The following is a 15,891-nucleotide window of genomic DNA, read 5'->3' as shown; positions in this document are numbered from 1 at the left end:
ATTAAATTACTTACCTCAAAAAAAGAGTCCAACTAAAGCTTCCGTTGGACTCGATATCATTCTTCATAATAATTTTTTTAAATCATCTTCCATTTCCAGAGGTTTTGTTTTAGGAGCATACCGACTGACGATATTTCCATCACGATCAATCAAAAACTTTGTAAAATTCCATTTTATCGATTTGGACCCCATCACTCCAGGAGCATTTTCAGTCAAATAGCTGAATAAGGGATGGGCTTCCTTTCCATTGACATTCACTTTTGCAAACATCGGGAATGTTACACCATGATTCAATTTGCAGTATGAATCGATTTCCAGATCATCACCAGGCTCCTGATTCAAAAACTGATTACACGGAAAACCAAGCACGACAACCCCATCCTCTTTATATTGTACATACAGGCTTTGCAAATCATCATACTGTGGCGAAAAACCGCATTTGCTTGCGGTATTCACTATAATCATCACTTTCCCTCTATATTCCTCAAGCGAGATGGTTTCGCCATTGATTTTATTGACTTCAAATTCGTAAATGGACATGTATGATCTCTCCCTTTAGTATGATGATTCATTTTACAGTATTTAAAGGTAGGTTTACCAACTTTTATCCTTTTCCTATCATCCCGAAATCTTCACTGCTTGTATGGATTGAATCAAATACTCTACCATGTCTTCCAAATCATCCATTTGCTCTTCTTTTACAAGCCTTCCAAATGAAACTTTATATATAGAAGAAGTAACGGGTTGCATTTTTTTACTGACCGTATCGCTGGTCGTCACTGTAATGATTCTCTGATCTCCCCAAATTTTTTCCAGGTCGTTCAACAATTGTTCAGCATTCACTTCATCAAGCTTTTTGGGAAAAGAAATGAAAATATTGACCGTGCAGCCCGAATGCATATCTTCATTATCGGCATCGAGCAACTCCGAACTTAGGTTCTGCAGGGAAGCGTGTAACTCAATGGCACCGCTAATCGAAAAAGGCGCGAGTGGTTTTTTCAATTCCATCTCAATCTTATATGATCTGGACATGGTTGAGAGATTCACTATATCATCACGGTTTATGACCAATATATCTCCAATGAAGTCACGGTCGTAAACCGCTCCTTCCAATACCACTTTCATGTTCTCAAATGCTGTAGGATCAAACAATCTCAAAACACCTCTCCAACTTCATAGTTTATGTATTCATTCTTCCCATTTTACCATTTGCAGGCCTTTTCCTTCGGGATTTACAAGAAATTATTAAAATAGCTTTTCTATTCAATAATTTTCTATATAATTAAAATATTATGATTTTTGAAGAAGGAGGCTAATCATGCCAATCAGAATTCCGGAACAACTGCCGGCAAGGGAAATTTTAGAACAGGAAAATATCTTCGTAATGGATGAGGAAAGAGCTACCAATCAGGAAATCCGTCCATTGAATATATTAATTTTAAACCTAATGCCAGAGAAAGAAAAAACGGAGGCCCAGTTACTGCGCTTTCTTGGCAATACTCCCATTCAAGTAAATATATCATTCCTGCGCTTGAGTACCCATGAATCAAAAAACACAAGTAAATTTCATTTAGATCAATTTTACAAATCATTTGATGATATTCGCACGAAGAAATATGACGGCTTGATCATTACAGGCGCTCCAGTAGAAAAGCTGGAATTTTCAGACGTTAATTATTGGGAAGAACTGCAGAATATCATGAACTGGTCAAGCGAAAATGTCACATCCACCCTACATATCTGTTGGGGGGCACAAGCTGCACTGTACCATCATTATGGTATAGGCAAATACGAACTTCCGGAGAAATGCTTCGGCGTATACACCCATGAGGTCCTTGAACCGAATGAAAATCTAGTCCGCGGATTCGATGATTATTTTATGGCCCCTCATTCACGCCATACGGATATTGACTATCAAAAATTAATTAACCATCCTGAATTGAAGGTACTCGCACAGTCCGATCAAGCTGGTGTATTGATGGCTGCTTCGGTTGATGGAAAAAGAATTATGGTTACCGGACATTTCGAGTATGATGCCGATACCCTAGGTGAAGAATACAAGCGCGATAGGGAGCGTGGGATCAATACACAACTCCCTGAAAATTACTTTCCTGATAACGATCCGACCAAGGTACCTCTTCACCGCTGGAAGAGCCATTGCAGCCTGATGTTCTCGAATTGGCTGAACTATTATGTCTACCAATCAACCCCTTATGAGTGGGATTGAAAGGGTAAGAAAAAAGAAGCTTTCACTTTTAAGTGAATCGTTTTTTGGGCAGCCACTTCCGATTATCATGAAACAAACAACCTGAGTTTCTGACTCAGGTTGTTTGTTTCATGATTCCTTATTACCGAAATATACCTCTTCAAAGGGTTGGACGACCACAAATCCTTGACCTTCGAATTTCATTTGAACGGATTCGCCGCTTCCCCTTCCAAAGAAAGACTTCAATGAAACATCCGTTACGAATTCAGGCTGCAATTCACCTGACCAAGCTACTGTGGCATTCGGATCCGTATAGACCGGATTCCCAGGTTCCACCATTAAAGTAAGCGGCTCATAATGGGAAGTGAATGCGACCATGCCTCTTCCCTCGAGCCTTACGTTGAACAATCCCCCCGCCAATAACCCGGCAATGCGCCGCATCATTTTTATATCCCATTGAATCCCCGGCTCAAATGCAAGTAAATCATTTCCGTTAACACAGATCGATTCACAATTTAACTGTAAAATAGAAATCTTCTTCCCTTGATCCGCGACGTATAGCTTGCCGCTTCCAGTCGCTTTCATCAAAGATGCACCCTCACCAGTCAAGGCTTTTTTGAAGAGTTTTCCAAGGCCATGCTCCAAGATGCCTTCCCGCTCGAATTTAATATGTCCGCGATAAGAGACCATCGTCCCCATTTTTGCCCAAATCTGCTTTTCCAAATTAATCTCCAGAATTCGTTCCGTTTCAAGTTCAAATAAGCCTTGCCCTTTATCCTGCTGTTTCGTCTTTTCAACGAATTGATCGATTTGATACTTCTCCATCACTGCCCCACCTCTTTTTGAAGAAGGAACAGCCACATGAACGATACAGCTTGCTTCAATTCCTTTGAAAAATGCCCCAGTTTTGTATAGTCCACCCCTCTCTTTGCAACGCCGGTATCAGCAACTGCCTTCCATCCCGTTTCTAAAGCCATTTTTTCAAATTCCCAAGGTTGCATTGTATTCATGATGACTTTATCCCCTAATAACCGTTGAAAACTGAATTTTTTTCGTGGTTCAGCTGTTGGACCAAGTATCCCGAAACAGACATAACCGCCAGGCTTTACTACCCGTTGAATTTCCTTCATCACCGTTAATGGTTCACCCGTATATTCCAAAGAATTAATGACCATTGCCGCATCCATTTCTTCATCTTTGAATGGAAGATTATAAAAATCTCCTTGCAGAAAAGAAAGTTCTGGTTGTTGAGCAGTTTTTCCCTTTGCAAATTCAATCATCACATTGGATAAATCTACTCCGGTTACTTTAAATCCCGCTTCGGCCAATTTCAAGGAACCAACTCCATCTCCACAGCCTATGTCAGCCACCTTCACTCCCGACGGGACATATTCAGAAAAGAAAGGAATAATGTTTTTCCGGCTCCCCGTTTCCCACATTTCTTGCGAATTCTTCACCCACATAGGTGCAAAAACATCCCATTCCTTTTTCGACTCTTTATGCCATGTATGTAAATTCATCAGAAATTCACCCTCCCATTTAACCCCTAATTAAATAAGTTCCTGAAAAATATTTTCCCGAATCAAAATACCGGGGCTTCTTTATAGCTATTCTGCTCATAATTAAAAAATCCTCTTTTAAAACGTCGCTGCTTTGTACACCTTATTTGTAAAATGAACAATGCCCGGTTCAAGAAAACAGATGATTTTCAAACACATAAAAAAAACTGCCAGCGGCAGCTTATTTTGAATTTTCTTCATTTCTTTTTTGTATCTTTCGTAAATCCTCGACACGGTCAGGAGATTCTTCGAAGAATTCAACCAGGTCTCCAATCCTATCGATGGCATTCCAACTAAGGTGGTGTTCAATTCCTTCTACATCATGATAAATATTTTCTTCCTTGACCCCAATCAACCTTAGCATCTGTTCTAAAAGTTCATGACGGTATACGAGCCTTTTACCAACTTTTTTCCCATTTGCAGTTAAAACGAGACCCCGGTACTTTTCATATATCAAATATTTTTCCTGATCAAGTTTTTGAACCATTTTTGTAACAGAAGATGGGTGGACGGAAAGATTTTCGGCAATATCGGAAACTCTTGCATATCCTTTTTCTTCAATAAGTAAATAAATTTGTTCTATGTAATCCTCCATGCTCGGTGTAGGCATTCGGAATCCTCCCATTCAAACGCATATCTAAAAATTTTACTATATAAACGACCCCGAAACAAGAAGATATCGTCTCGGGCGCCTTTAATGAAGTGTTTCTTCTCAAGTTTGCTTGACGTTTTGTTCTGTTGGAAATGTAAAACTGATCTTCTTTTCAGAATCGGACCATGATAAAATGGCATCAAAGGTCTTTTCCCCTTTTGTAAAACCGCTTATTAAATCCGTTTCACCGCTCGACAACAGCTTTTTTATATTTGCTTGACTGATTTTCTTATTAAGGATTTTTTTGGAGATAGTGAAGTTACACTTTGTTTTTTGATAACTTACACATCCATAGAATTCCCCTTTATCGACAATCTTAGAACCACATAGTTTACAGCTGCCCATAGATGCCGAGCTTCTCTTTTTAGGGCCGCTCCGTTGAATCGACTCGGTGTCCAACCCCTGAAAATCCCAGCTTTCCGATGATTCCACGGCATCACTGATGATTTTTGCTGACATCTTTTTAACAGCTTCCATAAAGCCGCCAGCTGAAGCCTTTCCTTCACCAATTTCTCTTAAACGCTGTTCCCATTTGGCTGTCATCTCGGGTGAAGCCAGGATTTTCTCCCCGATGGCAGTAATCAGCACTTTCCCTTTATCTGTCGCAAATACCTGGTTTTTTTTCACATTGATATATTTACGGTCTTTGAGCATGGTAATGATGCCAGCCCGAGTTGCTTCGGTTCCAAGACCCTCGGTTTTCATCAACACCTTTTCTAACTCTTCATTATCCAGATGCTTTCCGGCAGTTTTCATCAAAGTGATCAGCTGACCTTCTGTATAGCGCTTAGGAGGCTGGGTTTTTCCTTCTTTCACCTTTATATTGGCGACCTTTCCAGAATCCCCTTTTGAAACGGACGGCAAAATGATATCATCATCATCCTTGTCATTTTGGAAAATCACTTTGCGCCATCCCTCTTGAATCTGCTGCTTGCCTTTAGAAATGAATTCGGCACGCTTATCGACAAGCGTCTTAATGGTGGTGTAATCGAATATGGCTTTCTCATAATGGGCCGCAATCAACCTGCGTACCACCAAGTCATATATATTCCGTTCTTCAGCGGAAAGCCGCTTTGGGTCCGTTACCTGCTCCGTCGGGATAATGGCATAGTGATCAGTCACTTTCTTTTCATTTACAAACCGTTTATTATTCATGATGTTCGGTTGAGGCAAAGGAAACAGGGATTCATATTCCGAAAATCCGCTTAGTTTTTGCAAAATATCAGGAAATGTTTCGGCTTCCCCCTCCGTCACATAATTGGAATCTGACCGTGGATAAGAAACGATCCCTTTTTGATATAAACTTTGTACAATATCAAGCGTCTGTTTCGGTGAATATTTATAAATCTTGTTTACTGTCGCTTGCAATGACGATAGATTAAATAACAAAGGCGGCTGAAATTCTTTCCTTTCTGTATCCATTTCAGCTATTTCAGCTTCCTTACCCTTACAAAAGGCGGCAATTTTTTCAGCCATTTCTTTTGTCTTGATTCTCGGATCATTGTTCTGCTGCCATTTCCCCTGATATTTCTTTCCATCCATCTTGAAGTCAGCGAACACTTCCCAGAACGGCTCAGACTTGAATTGCTCAATTTCCAATTCCCGCTTCACAATCAAAGCTAGAGTCGGTGTTTGCACCCTTCCAGCTGAAAACACATCCGAAACGCCCCTTTGTTGCAATAAAATACTATACGCTCTCGACGCATTCATTCCCACAACCCAATCCGCACAAGCTCTCGTATACGCTTCATAATAGAGCGGCCTGGTTTTTTCTTCGTTCTTCAGATTTTGGAACCCCTCATAAATCGCTTTTGGGGTCAAAGAGGAAATCCATAACCGTTTCATCGGTTTATTGACATTGCATAGATTAACGATATTGCGTACAATCAATTCTCCTTCACGCCCGGCATCACCTGCATGAATGATTTCATCGACTTCCGGTTTCCTAAGCAAAGTCTTTACGACATTGAATTGCTTTGCCTTCTGTCCGGTCACTTCATATTGAAATTTCTCAGGAATCATCGGCAACGTTTCCATCGACCATTTTTTCCATTTTGAATGATAGGTTTCCGGCGAAACGAGTTGACATAAATGCCCGACGGCCCAAGTTACATAAGCTCCATCGGGGAAAAGTTCATTCGGCATGATTTCTATATAGCCTTGCTGTTTCTTCGTTTTAAATTGAGCTGCTAGCGTTGAACCTTGATCTGGTTTCTCCGCAATGATTAGCTTCATGATCATCTTCACCTAATCCGTTACAAAATATCTTTCCCCTATCATTATACCTTAATTATCACAATCGGCTAGATATGACTTCGTTTTTACTGAACTGTTCTATAGGAAGCATGAAATGATTGCTTAACTTCGGTGAAGAGTGGGAATTTCAGGATTCTGATAATAATCCTCCAAATATAGGGAGATTAATGGGCAAACTATGGATGGTGGATAGATTAGGGGAAATTCGGAGTATATATAATAAGAAGCAAGTGCGATGTTAAATGTGCCCTTCCTAGCCTTTCACTGTTTAGATGAAGATGCAGAAATTGAATTTTTTAATTTTCAATACAAAAGCTAAAGGAATTGGATCTTCATTAAGCAGATATTTGAAAAGAAACAACGATAATCTTAGCTGGTTTGCAACCAACTTATTATTAATCCTGATCCTGATAGCCCTTTTTACAGCATCGGAACTCTTATTGGTAAGAGAAATAAAGAAAAGCATATCACACTACAAAACATCCATAATTTTTTAAATTATTGACGGATAAAGTCAGAATTAGCAGAAATACCCAAAGAAAAAATTATATATATTTCACTCTATTACTTTAATGAAATTAAAATATATTGCCTAATCAATGGAGAGATTACAAAAAATATAGATTAACTAATATATATTTTGTTTAAATGCTTTATCTATTGCTGGAAACACTAATATTTCAGAGAACTATAATTTTATGTCTAATCATTTGAACAATACTGAAATTTCTAAGAGTTTAACCAATATTCAAAACATTGATTGGTCGAGTGAGGGAAGTTTAAAATATTTGAAAGGAGTAAGTGGCTCTAATCTTTTAGCATCAGATTTAATTACGTCATTTAAAAATTAACTGTTAAAAGGTTGGTTTGATATGCAATTACCATGAATGAACTATAGGTTTACTTGAAGGCAGTCCGAACACTTGCCTGTTATGGGGGTTACTCCTAAGGTTAATCAGCTCACTAAAAGAAGAGCCAACCCTGTAAAAGGTTTACCCCCAGTTTCCCTTAAACTTATTAATATCTTTACTCATTTCTTCATAATAGGCTGCATCTGAATTAAAAGGCAATCTTCTTGCATAAATAAACGATGATATTCCATACTCTTCGGTCTCGGGTGTATGTGCAGAATGCCCTTCATTTAATTTGTTTTTTTTCATCAATATACCGAGTCAATATACCGAGTTTATAGCATGCAACCAATCTTAAATCGTGAGGGTAAATTGGGCCATACATAATGCTATTGAACTAGTCACCAGATTAGTCTTTTTCCCTTAACTCAAAAGGAAATTAATGAAGTATCATTGGAAAATAACTCAATACTTAAATTAGAATGGTTAAGTTATCTTTTGCGCAAATGGTTTTAAGTTTAAGATAAAAAGATAAATGTTCGCTGGGTAGTTTTATCGGATTGCTTTAATTTATCGGTATAATCAATCCATTTAATTCGATTACACCGTTTATCTATAGATTTATCTATTTCCATTTGTGCCTCATCCATTATTTCCTTTATTGTAGAGATATGGAGAGAGAAGTGGTCTGCTGCCGCTTTAAATGGAGATTTCTCAATCATTAACTGAAGAAATTGTTTTTCATCCACAGAAACTTCCTCTAATTGATATTCCATACTCTCAATATACTGGTAAACTTCTCTATGTATATCAGGTAATTTTTTGATAACACTTCGAAGTAAAAATTCCATTAAGATAGGATTAATCCGCTCCATATATTCCCCCCTTAATATTTCCATAAAAACACCAACTACCAGATTTTAACATCTGGTAGTTGGAAGATTGAATATTTTACCAACTAGCTTTTTTCACACCCGGTATTTGACCTTTGTGAGCATACTCTCTAAAAGCAATCCTAGACATTTTGAACTTTCTTAGATATCCCCTAGGCCTTCCAGTTACTTCACATCTGTTCTTAAGCCGTGTAGGTGAAGAATCTCTAGGAAGTTTTCTTAGTGCTTCAAAATCACCTTTTTCTTTTAACTCTGCACGAATGGCTGCATATTTCATCACCATCTCCTGCCTTTTTTGTTCTTTAACAACTTTTGATTTTTTCGCCATAATAATGCCCCTTTTGCAAATCGAAATGATTACGTTTTATTATAAATGCTTTTGCTTATTTAATTTATTCTCTTAATGCTTTATTTGGTTTCTCTGTGTAACGTACGTTTTTTTAATCGTGGACAATATTTCATTAGTTCAATTCTATCCGGGTTATTTCGTTTATTCTTTGTAGTAATATAATTGCGATCTCCAGTTTCCGTACATGCTAACGTAATATTAATTCTCATCTTTTTTCCTCCTACATTGTTTTATATTTATTCATTTTGTTAAAAAGAAGGTAGTGGGTCTTTAAATTCCGACCAATCTTGATTCATTTCTGCTTCCGTAAGTAAGCATTCGTCCAAGGTTTTTTCAATTTCTTTTAGATTCATATTAATTCCAATCATAACCAATTCGATTATTCGGTCACCAAATGTTTCGTCCCAATTATCCAAGAGTTCTGGTTCATCTTTTAAAATTTGCATTCGCTCTTCTTCGGGATAACTCACTATCCAATTTCCTGCTGCCTGAATAGTTAGAGAAGGTCCAGCTTGCGAGAGAATTCCGGAAATGTCGTTTCGTGTAGCTAACCAAAGAAATCCTTTAGAGCGTACCACCTCTACTGGCCAATTATGTATCCAATTCATTAGCCTTTCTGGGTGGAATGGCTTATTGCGGCGATATACAAATGATGCTATACCATACTCTTCTGTTTCTGGGACATGCTCTTCATTTAATTCTTTAAGCCACCCTGCCCCCTGACTGGAGGTCTCAAAATCAAAAAGTCCTGTGTTTAGAACTTGAGTAAGTGGTACACGTGAATATTCACTCTCAATAATACGGGCCTCTGGATTGAATTTTTGTAAAACTGATTTTAGTTCTTGAACATTTGTTGACGATACTAAATCGACTTTGTTCAGTACAATCACATTAGCAAATTCAATTTGATCAATTAATAAATCGGCTATTTCCCTCTCATCATTTTCATCAACTGCCTGCTTACGATCCAATAGAGTTTCCCCGGATGCGTAATCATGCCAAAAACGATTAGCATCTAAAACTGTAACCATAGTATCCAGCTTACATAATCTAGACAAATCTATTCCCAAATTTTCATCAACATAGGTGAAGGTCTGAGCTACGGGTATTGGTTCACTTATTCCACTTGATTCTATAACGATATAATCAATATCTCCTAGCTGTGCAAGCTTTTCCACTTCGATCAGTAAATCTTCTCTAAGAGTACAGCATATACAGCCATTTTGCATTTCTACCAGTTTCTCATTGGTTTTAGAAAATCCCCCTTTTTTCACCAAGGTAGCATCAATATTTACTTCACTCATATCATTGACAATAACAGCTACTTTAAGATTATCCCGATTAGTTAAAATGTGATTTAGCAGTGTTGTCTTTCCTGAACCAAGATAACCACTTAGTACTGTAACTGGAATTCTTTTCGAACCCACATTTTCACTCCTTTCAAAAAGCACCCTTATATCATTAATTGTACAAATCGAAACTATTACGATTTAATATGTAATAATACACAGCTATACTTTATTATTAAGGTTTGCTTTTTCTCTCCCGCTATGGTTAATAGCTATACCATTATAAATCGTAACGATTACTATTTACAAGTTTTTTTTATAAAAATATTCTTGTATCTCTTTCTTTAGAGTTCTAAATCCTTATAAATTCTACTTGATGTCGCATTTTTTTGACCAAAGTATTTGCCATTGTACTAACTACATCATTGGTTCCCTATTTATGATCGTAAGTGAGAAACTTAATTGTACAACGATAAAAGAATGGAAAACAAAATAACGCTTAAAATACTTGTAATCATTTGTTTTCCAGCTAATAAGAATGCCTCTTTAAAAGAAAGTTCTTTCATAATTTTTACTAAGGTTACTAAACAGGCAGTAAATGTACTACAGAGGAAAACTGCAATAAATAGTTCTCCTACCGCTATTTGTTCTGCCATAATTCCGGAACCTTCATTCAATAATAATATTCCGTCCTTACGGAATAAGCTTGCAACAAATGCAGGTGCTAAATCAGTGGATAGGCCAATAACAACCAATAATGGTGCGATAAACTCCTTTAAAATTTCCATCCATCCCAGAAAATCGAATAATGAAGCAACCAGGCAGATAATTAAAAAAATTGGCATAGCTTGGACAAGAAATTGACTTAATACAGGCTTTAGTCTATAGGATAAAGTTTGTCCGGAAGGCCATTGCAAGAAAGTCTCTCTTTTTTTAAACATTGGAATCAATGTTTTTTTATTCCAAATTTTTCCGTGAATAAGTGATATTAATATTAAGATGAATATATACGGGATAATAAGAAAGATATGTCCTGAAGCACCAAAGACAGATAGAGACGCTCCTAGCTGATAGCTACAGGCAGAGCCAAAGGAAATAACTGAAATGCAGTTCTTCCTAGTACAAATGTTGCAACTTCGACTAGATTGTATTGCAACAACATTGCATCCAAAACCGTTAATGATAGGAACAAGATCTTGTCCGGTTAAACCAACTTTTCTCATAAGTGGATCAAGTGCATCTGTAATTTGATCCTTTAATCCACTTTCTTCTGTAATCGCAATAGCTAAGCCGAATAAAACCACAACCGGAAAAGCCCAAATGAAGGAGTAGATTCCCAATGATAGTAGTCCAAAATCTCCAAAGAGCACAGTTTTTAAGGTTTCAGGAGCCCCTCCACTCCATCTAATAAGAGAATTAACAATGGTTGATTCTACAATGCCCTCTACTCTTTTTGAAAACTGGTAGGCTAAAATGATTGGGAGGGAATAGATAACTAGTAATGTTATAAAAGCCACATATGGCCCTAAGATTCGCACTTGGAACAGTGATTTTAAATCCTTTATTTTTTTTATACGTAAATTATTAATTTTCACACTTTCTGCAAAAGTAACTGATCTTGCTAACTCACGTATTTTATCCCCAACTCTTGAATCAACTCTTCGTGTGTCCATTAAAAATAAAGGGAATTTGTTTTTTTCTTTAAAATCATTTAATTCATTTAGTGATTCTTGATCCATTTTATCTTCAAAGCTAACTATGATAGCAATCGGCTTATCTTCAAAAGGGAAAACTTCTGTTAATACTTCAATCTCCTCTTTAAAGTGGGTGCCTCTAACTATAAACCAATATTGATCTGCAGATTTTATCTTTTTTCTTGTATATTGACTTGAGACTAATTCACTTCCTATACGGATTCCAGGTGTATCCATATACCGGGTCTGATTTTCATTCACTTCTAGTATTGTAGAGGTAGATCCTTTAACATTAGATCCCTGAGTAGGGAAATTTTTTTGTAATAATCCTTTAAGTAGCGTAGTTTTTCCCGATGATTCTAAACCTAATAATACAATTTTCATATTAATCTCCTAACAGGCGCACCCTTTCTCACAACATGATAAGTCATCAAGGTACATGGCAGACTTCTTATACAATTCAAAAATATCTTGATTGCGAGGAAGATTATGATGGAAAATGATATCCTCAGCAATAATGGCAAACCTTTGGCGGAATTTATAAATAAAACAAAAAATTGTATTACTTTGCCTTACATTCGGTCCAATCAAATATACTGAAGGGGCTAGCGTGGACTCATCCTTTTCAGTTAAGATTGGTAGTCCTTCTTCGTTCCATTCAAATAACTCCTTGAATTGCTTCGCACCGCTCCCAAAACCAGTACAGATAATTGGTTCCCATTTAGTTTCTACAACATCACCATTCTCGAATTGAACGAGAAACATGTCATTTTCATCGTCCTTTTCGACGGAGATTGCTCTACTCATTGGATGTTCAAAGATTCCATTAAGCGCTTTTGTTGATTCAAGCCTTTCTCTTGTAAATGGTGATAAGGTCCTACTAGGATCTACATCAATATCAAACCACTGTTTCGCAGAGTAATATACATCCACTTTTCTCCCATCTTTATTTAAGTGATAGGCCGCATCCGCTGCACTCTCACCACCACCAATAATGATTCTATCCCCTTCAATTTCTTTCCATGAGGTAACATCGCCGTAATGTATACCATATTTAAAAGGACGTTTTGGAAATTGGAATTCGCCACAAGCAATAATCACTGATTCTGAGAAAAAACCATCACCCTTTTCGCTTGTTTGTACCCAATACTTTTCTTCCCTTTTTTCTACTATATGTACTTGTGTATTTTCACTGACTGGCAACTTGTAGTGTTCAGCAATCATACATAAATATTCGCCATATTCCTCCCCTGATAAGTGTTCTTTTCCAAAAGTATATGCAGGTGACGTATCAGGTAAAATCGCGTTTAAATCTAAATAACTAAAACCATGAGCAGTAAAAGATGGTGTGATAAACCTTGTTTCTTCAGGCCATTGAAAGAATGTTGAACCAACTTGATCCCTCTCTAAAATAATAAAATCATCTATTCCATTCTGCTTTAATAGAACACCCATACCAATCCCTGCTGGGCCTCCTCCTATAATCGTAATCATGTATATTCCTCCTTTTATAAAAAGCTTATTACCTCTGCTAAATGAATCTCGTTTATCATGAATCCTATTTTCCATTTTTCCTTGCTCTTTTTCACAACATAAATCGAAACAATTACGATTTATTTTATTAAGTTTAGAGACAATCTATAGACATAATCTACTATTACAATTCGATGTTGAACTTGTTTATGTTATGTAAGTGATTAGGGCACTATTTTTAATTAACTATTGTATATCTATAATTCAATACCCTTGATGTAACGTGATTTACTACCTATTTCTCTAAGCAATCGTAACAGTACCCATAAAACTCAAACCTTTGTAATTTATATTGATTATTAAAGGAAAACTTTGAGAAATCAATAGGACAGTTATCTTTATCCAGAGATTCACTTTTCCCACAATTCAAGCATTTTATCATACTCCTCGTATTTTCAGACACTAATTGATATTTACATTCTCTTTCCCACATACCTTTCTTCTCAATAAATCCTTTTTTCTCCAACAAAAACAATGTTCTGTAAACCGTATCTAAACTGATACCGGGGATTTTTAATTTAGCCTCTTTATGAAGAATTCTGGCGGAAATAAATTCACTGTTTCTGTTACTTATCAATTTAATTAATAGTTTTCTTTTATTCGTCATCTTATAACCCGTTCTAGTTAAAACAGAATTTATTTCATACTGTAAGTTCATTATTAACTCCTTTCCTTATTGAATAATCTCTTTTTAAGAAATTAAAGTTAAATAATCCGCCCCAAACATATGTCTTAAATAATCTATCATTTTTATATTCACCTAAAATCGGAATCATTTCGATTTACATTAAAATTAAATCATATTTTCATTATAAAATCAAAGAAGTATATTTCTTTATTTTTTTCATAAACTCTTTAATTAGTGCGTAAAAAATAGTTAATTTCGATATACACGATACTGCTGACAAATACAATAGATAATGAAATGATTTAAAATATTGGAATGTGAATAAATAAAATTATTCATTTTTCTAAAGAGAAGGTGCGCATTTTATCCCTGTAAGATGATTATTGGCACTTCTTCTCTCAGAAAGATTTACGGTTTCCCTAAGTTAACAAAAAAACATTTTAGTACATATCAATGACCTTTTCTTTTTAAAAAGTAAATCTTTTGAAAAACAAATCCCAGTAATAAGATGATAACAAGAAGCAAGGTAATAGTTGCTCCTGGAGGAGTTCCCAAATAATATGATGTACTTAAACCGGTGATGATGCCGGAAAAAGCAGTAATTATCGCGGTAATAATTACCCATTTGAAACCTTTTGCTATCCTTATTGAAAAGGCAGCCGGTAAGACTAGCAGGGCTGATACTAACAGTACACCAATTGTAGGGATAATGACCGCTATTACTAGTCCAGTTAAAATACTGAATGAGAGTGACAGAATATGTGTATTAATCCCACTAGCAAATGCAGTATCTTCATCAAATGTTAACAAAAATAAGGGCCTTTTTAATATCCAAAAATACAGGAGAACTATTAGGGTAATAATCAGCATGGTATATACTTGCCGATCACTGATAGTTACAATGGAACCAAATAAATATTGCTCCACATTAGTTGTCATGCCACCAGCACTAATACTCATTAAAAAGAGGGCAAGAGATAAACCAGCAGCCATTAATACAGCAATGGAAACCTCAGAATAAGAATGGTAAGCTCTGCGCATATACTCTACTGCGACGGCACCAATGATAACAACAAGAAAGCTTGAAAGCGTTAAATCAGTATGAATGAAATAACCGACAGCTACTCCAGCTAAGGAAATGTGTGAGAGGGTATCAGCCATTAACGCTTGTCTCCTTAATACGAGGAAGACTCCCAGTATTGGGGCAATGATAGCAATTAATCCTCCTGCCCAAAATGCCCTTCGCATGAATTCAAGGTCAAACATTTCCATGTATCTCGTTCTCCCTTCTCAAGATGAATGATTTTATCAAGAAAAGGTTTTACATCTTCTTGATCATGGGTTACCATCAAGACCGTACAGTTGTGCTCCTTAACTCGATGGCTCATAAATTCATAAAAATTTTTTCTACTTTCAAAATCCATTCCGGTTGTTGGTTCATCAAGTACAAGAAAGTCTGGTTCAGCTGCTAAAGCACGTGCTATACAGATTTTTTGTTTTTGACCACCAGATAATGCTCCGATTTTATGGTTCCTAAATTCCCACATCCCAACCATTTCCAAAGCATTTTGAACAACCTTCTCGTCAAGAGCAGTCAATCTAGCAAACCATTTTCCTTTACGAAATCTCCCGGAACGGACCAACTCTATAACAGTACTTGGAAAACCAACATTAAATGAAGCTATTTGTTGAGGTACATATCCAATTTTTAAAGGTAGTCCTTTTTCATTAATTTTACTTATTTTTATCTCTCCGCTCCAAGGCTTTAATAAGCCCAGTAACAATCGCAGCAGAGTCGATTTAGAGGCACCGTTAGGTCCTGTAACCCCAATGAATTCACTACTATTTATTTGAAAGGAAATATCGTCTAGTGCTGGAGTATGACCATACCCAAATTTAATTGCTTTTACTTCTACAAGATTCAATCATGTCACTCCTTTCCAGTTTCACAAAAAAATAAAAAGCGTAACTATGTCATTTA

16 protein-coding genes are annotated in these 15,891 nt (G+C 36.5%); 1 reads left to right on the top strand and 15 read right to left on the bottom strand.

Going from position 1 to position 15,891, the window contains the following annotated elements; translation table 11 throughout:
• Positions 1-63: 63 nt before the first annotated feature.
• Together QFZ73_RS22465 and QFZ73_RS22460 are read right to left on the bottom strand one after the other, a co-directional pair.
• Positions 64-540, bottom strand: a complete 477-nt coding sequence (locus QFZ73_RS22465; protein ID WP_251428351.1) for a glutathione peroxidase — start codon at positions 538-540, stop codon at positions 64-66.
• Positions 541-618: 78 nt separating this feature from the next.
• The gene (locus tag QFZ73_RS22460; protein WP_251428348.1) at positions 619-1,152 is read right to left on the bottom strand and encodes a hypothetical protein; all 534 of its coding nucleotides are present in this window, start codon (positions 1,150-1,152) and stop codon (positions 619-621) included.
• A gap of 166 nt (positions 1,153-1,318) precedes the next feature.
• On the opposite strand from QFZ73_RS22460, the gene metA reads away from it, so the two are divergent.
• On the top strand, positions 1,319-2,227 hold the full coding sequence (gene metA, locus QFZ73_RS22455; protein WP_251428345.1) for a homoserine O-acetyltransferase MetA: 909 nt from the start codon (positions 1,319-1,321) through the stop codon (positions 2,225-2,227).
• A 108-nt stretch (positions 2,228-2,335) separates the two neighbouring features.
• On the opposite strand, the gene QFZ73_RS22450 is transcribed toward metA, so the two are convergent.
• From QFZ73_RS22450 to QFZ73_RS22385, 13 genes are all read right to left on the bottom strand, one after another.
• On the bottom strand, positions 2,336-3,031 hold the full coding sequence (locus QFZ73_RS22450) for an AIM24 family protein (protein WP_307270864.1): 696 nt from the start codon (positions 3,029-3,031) through the stop codon (positions 2,336-2,338).
• A complete protein-coding gene (locus QFZ73_RS22445; protein ID WP_251428343.1) occupies positions 3,031-3,726 on the bottom strand; it encodes a class I SAM-dependent methyltransferase in 696 nt (231 codons plus the stop codon). Before QFZ73_RS22445 ends, QFZ73_RS22450 begins: the two co-directional genes overlap by 1 nt.
• Positions 3,727-3,946: 220 nt before the next feature.
• Positions 3,947-4,375, bottom strand: coding sequence for a transcriptional regulator MntR (gene mntR, locus QFZ73_RS22440; RefSeq protein WP_063234342.1), 429 nt, complete (start codon positions 4,373-4,375; stop codon positions 3,947-3,949).
• 102 nt (positions 4,376-4,477) lie between these two features.
• The gene (locus tag QFZ73_RS22435) at positions 4,478-6,652 is read right to left on the bottom strand and encodes a DNA topoisomerase III (RefSeq protein WP_307270858.1); all 2,175 of its coding nucleotides are present in this window, start codon (positions 6,650-6,652) and stop codon (positions 4,478-4,480) included.
• A 1,390-nt stretch (positions 6,653-8,042) separates the two neighbouring features.
• Entirely contained in the window at positions 8,043-8,399 is a 357-nt protein-coding gene (locus tag QFZ73_RS22425; protein ID WP_307270854.1) for a hypothetical protein, read from the bottom strand.
• A gap of 76 nt (positions 8,400-8,475) precedes the next feature.
• Positions 8,476-8,745 carry a 30S ribosomal protein S14 gene (gene rpsN, locus QFZ73_RS22420; RefSeq protein WP_214795881.1) on the bottom strand — a complete coding sequence of 90 codons (270 nt, stop codon included), beginning with the start codon at positions 8,743-8,745 and terminating at the stop codon, positions 8,476-8,478.
• A gap of 80 nt (positions 8,746-8,825) precedes the next feature.
• Positions 8,826-8,975, bottom strand: coding sequence for a 50S ribosomal protein L33 (gene rpmG / locus QFZ73_RS22415; RefSeq protein WP_251428333.1), 150 nt, complete (start codon positions 8,973-8,975; stop codon positions 8,826-8,828).
• A 39-nt stretch (positions 8,976-9,014) separates the two neighbouring features.
• On the bottom strand, positions 9,015-10,193 hold the full coding sequence (locus QFZ73_RS22410; RefSeq protein WP_307270848.1) for a GTP-binding protein: 1,179 nt from the start codon (positions 10,191-10,193) through the stop codon (positions 9,015-9,017).
• 320 nt (positions 10,194-10,513) lie between these two features.
• Positions 10,514-12,133: a nucleoside recognition domain-containing protein gene (locus QFZ73_RS22405; RefSeq protein ID WP_307270845.1), complete on the bottom strand. Its 1,620-nt coding sequence runs from the start codon at positions 12,131-12,133 to the stop codon at positions 10,514-10,516.
• Between the two features lie 9 nt (positions 12,134-12,142).
• Positions 12,143-13,243: an NAD(P)/FAD-dependent oxidoreductase gene (locus QFZ73_RS22400; RefSeq protein ID WP_307270843.1), complete on the bottom strand. Its 1,101-nt coding sequence runs from the start codon at positions 13,241-13,243 to the stop codon at positions 12,143-12,145.
• 274 nt (positions 13,244-13,517) lie between these two features.
• Positions 13,518-13,940: a Fur family transcriptional regulator gene (locus QFZ73_RS22395; protein ID WP_251428309.1), complete on the bottom strand. Its 423-nt coding sequence runs from the start codon at positions 13,938-13,940 to the stop codon at positions 13,518-13,520.
• Positions 13,941-14,360: 420 nt separating this feature from the next.
• Positions 14,361-15,182, bottom strand: a complete 822-nt coding sequence (locus QFZ73_RS22390) for a metal ABC transporter permease (protein ID WP_251428306.1) — start codon at positions 15,180-15,182, stop codon at positions 14,361-14,363.
• Positions 15,128-15,835, bottom strand: a complete 708-nt coding sequence (locus QFZ73_RS22385) for a metal ABC transporter ATP-binding protein (RefSeq protein ID WP_125162941.1) — start codon at positions 15,833-15,835, stop codon at positions 15,128-15,130. The genes QFZ73_RS22390 and QFZ73_RS22385 overlap by 55 nt, the downstream gene beginning before the upstream one ends.
• Positions 15,836-15,891 lie beyond the last annotated feature (56 nt).

It is taken from the genome of Peribacillus sp. V2I11 (genome assembly GCF_030817135.1).
Taxonomy (GTDB): Bacteria; Bacillota; Bacilli; order Bacillales; family DSM-1321; genus Peribacillus; species Peribacillus simplex.
The sequence above is the reverse complement of the archived record's forward strand: the minus strand, read 5'-3'. Positions and strand labels throughout refer to the sequence as shown.

Excerpts from the sequence above, each read along its gene's own strand:
- QFZ73_RS22450 (WP_307270864.1), bottom strand. The coding sequence starts at position 3,031 with ATGGAGAAGTATCAAATCGATCAATTCGTTGAAAAGACGAAACAGCAG.
- rpmG (WP_251428333.1), bottom strand. The coding sequence starts at position 8,975 with ATGAGAATTAATATTACGTTAGCATGTACGGAAACTGGAGATCGCAAT.
- QFZ73_RS22400 (WP_307270843.1), bottom strand. The coding sequence starts at position 13,243 with ATGATTACGATTATAGGAGGAGGCCCAGCAGGGATTGGTATGGGTGTT.
- QFZ73_RS22405 (WP_307270845.1), bottom strand. The coding sequence starts at position 12,133 with ATGAAAATTGTATTATTAGGTTTAGAATCATCGGGAAAAACTACGCTA.
- metA (WP_251428345.1), top strand. The coding sequence starts at position 1,319 with ATGCCAATCAGAATTCCGGAACAACTGCCGGCAAGGGAAATTTTAGAA.
- QFZ73_RS22395 (WP_251428309.1), bottom strand. The coding sequence starts at position 13,940 with ATGAACTTACAGTATGAAATAAATTCTGTTTTAACTAGAACGGGTTAT.
- mntR (WP_063234342.1), bottom strand. The coding sequence starts at position 4,375 with ATGCCTACACCGAGCATGGAGGATTACATAGAACAAATTTATTTACTT.
- QFZ73_RS22435 (WP_307270858.1), bottom strand. The coding sequence starts at position 6,652 with ATGAAGCTAATCATTGCGGAGAAACCAGATCAAGGTTCAACGCTAGCA.
- QFZ73_RS22390 (WP_251428306.1), bottom strand. The coding sequence starts at position 15,182 with ATGGAAATGTTTGACCTTGAATTCATGCGAAGGGCATTTTGGGCAGGA.
- rpsN (WP_214795881.1), bottom strand. The coding sequence starts at position 8,745 with ATGGCGAAAAAATCAAAAGTTGTTAAAGAACAAAAAAGGCAGGAGATG.
- QFZ73_RS22465 (WP_251428351.1), bottom strand. The coding sequence starts at position 540 with ATGTCCATTTACGAATTTGAAGTCAATAAAATCAATGGCGAAACCATC.
- QFZ73_RS22445 (WP_251428343.1), bottom strand. The coding sequence starts at position 3,726 with ATGAATTTACATACATGGCATAAAGAGTCGAAAAAGGAATGGGATGTT.
- QFZ73_RS22425 (WP_307270854.1), bottom strand. The coding sequence starts at position 8,399 with ATGGAGCGGATTAATCCTATCTTAATGGAATTTTTACTTCGAAGTGTT.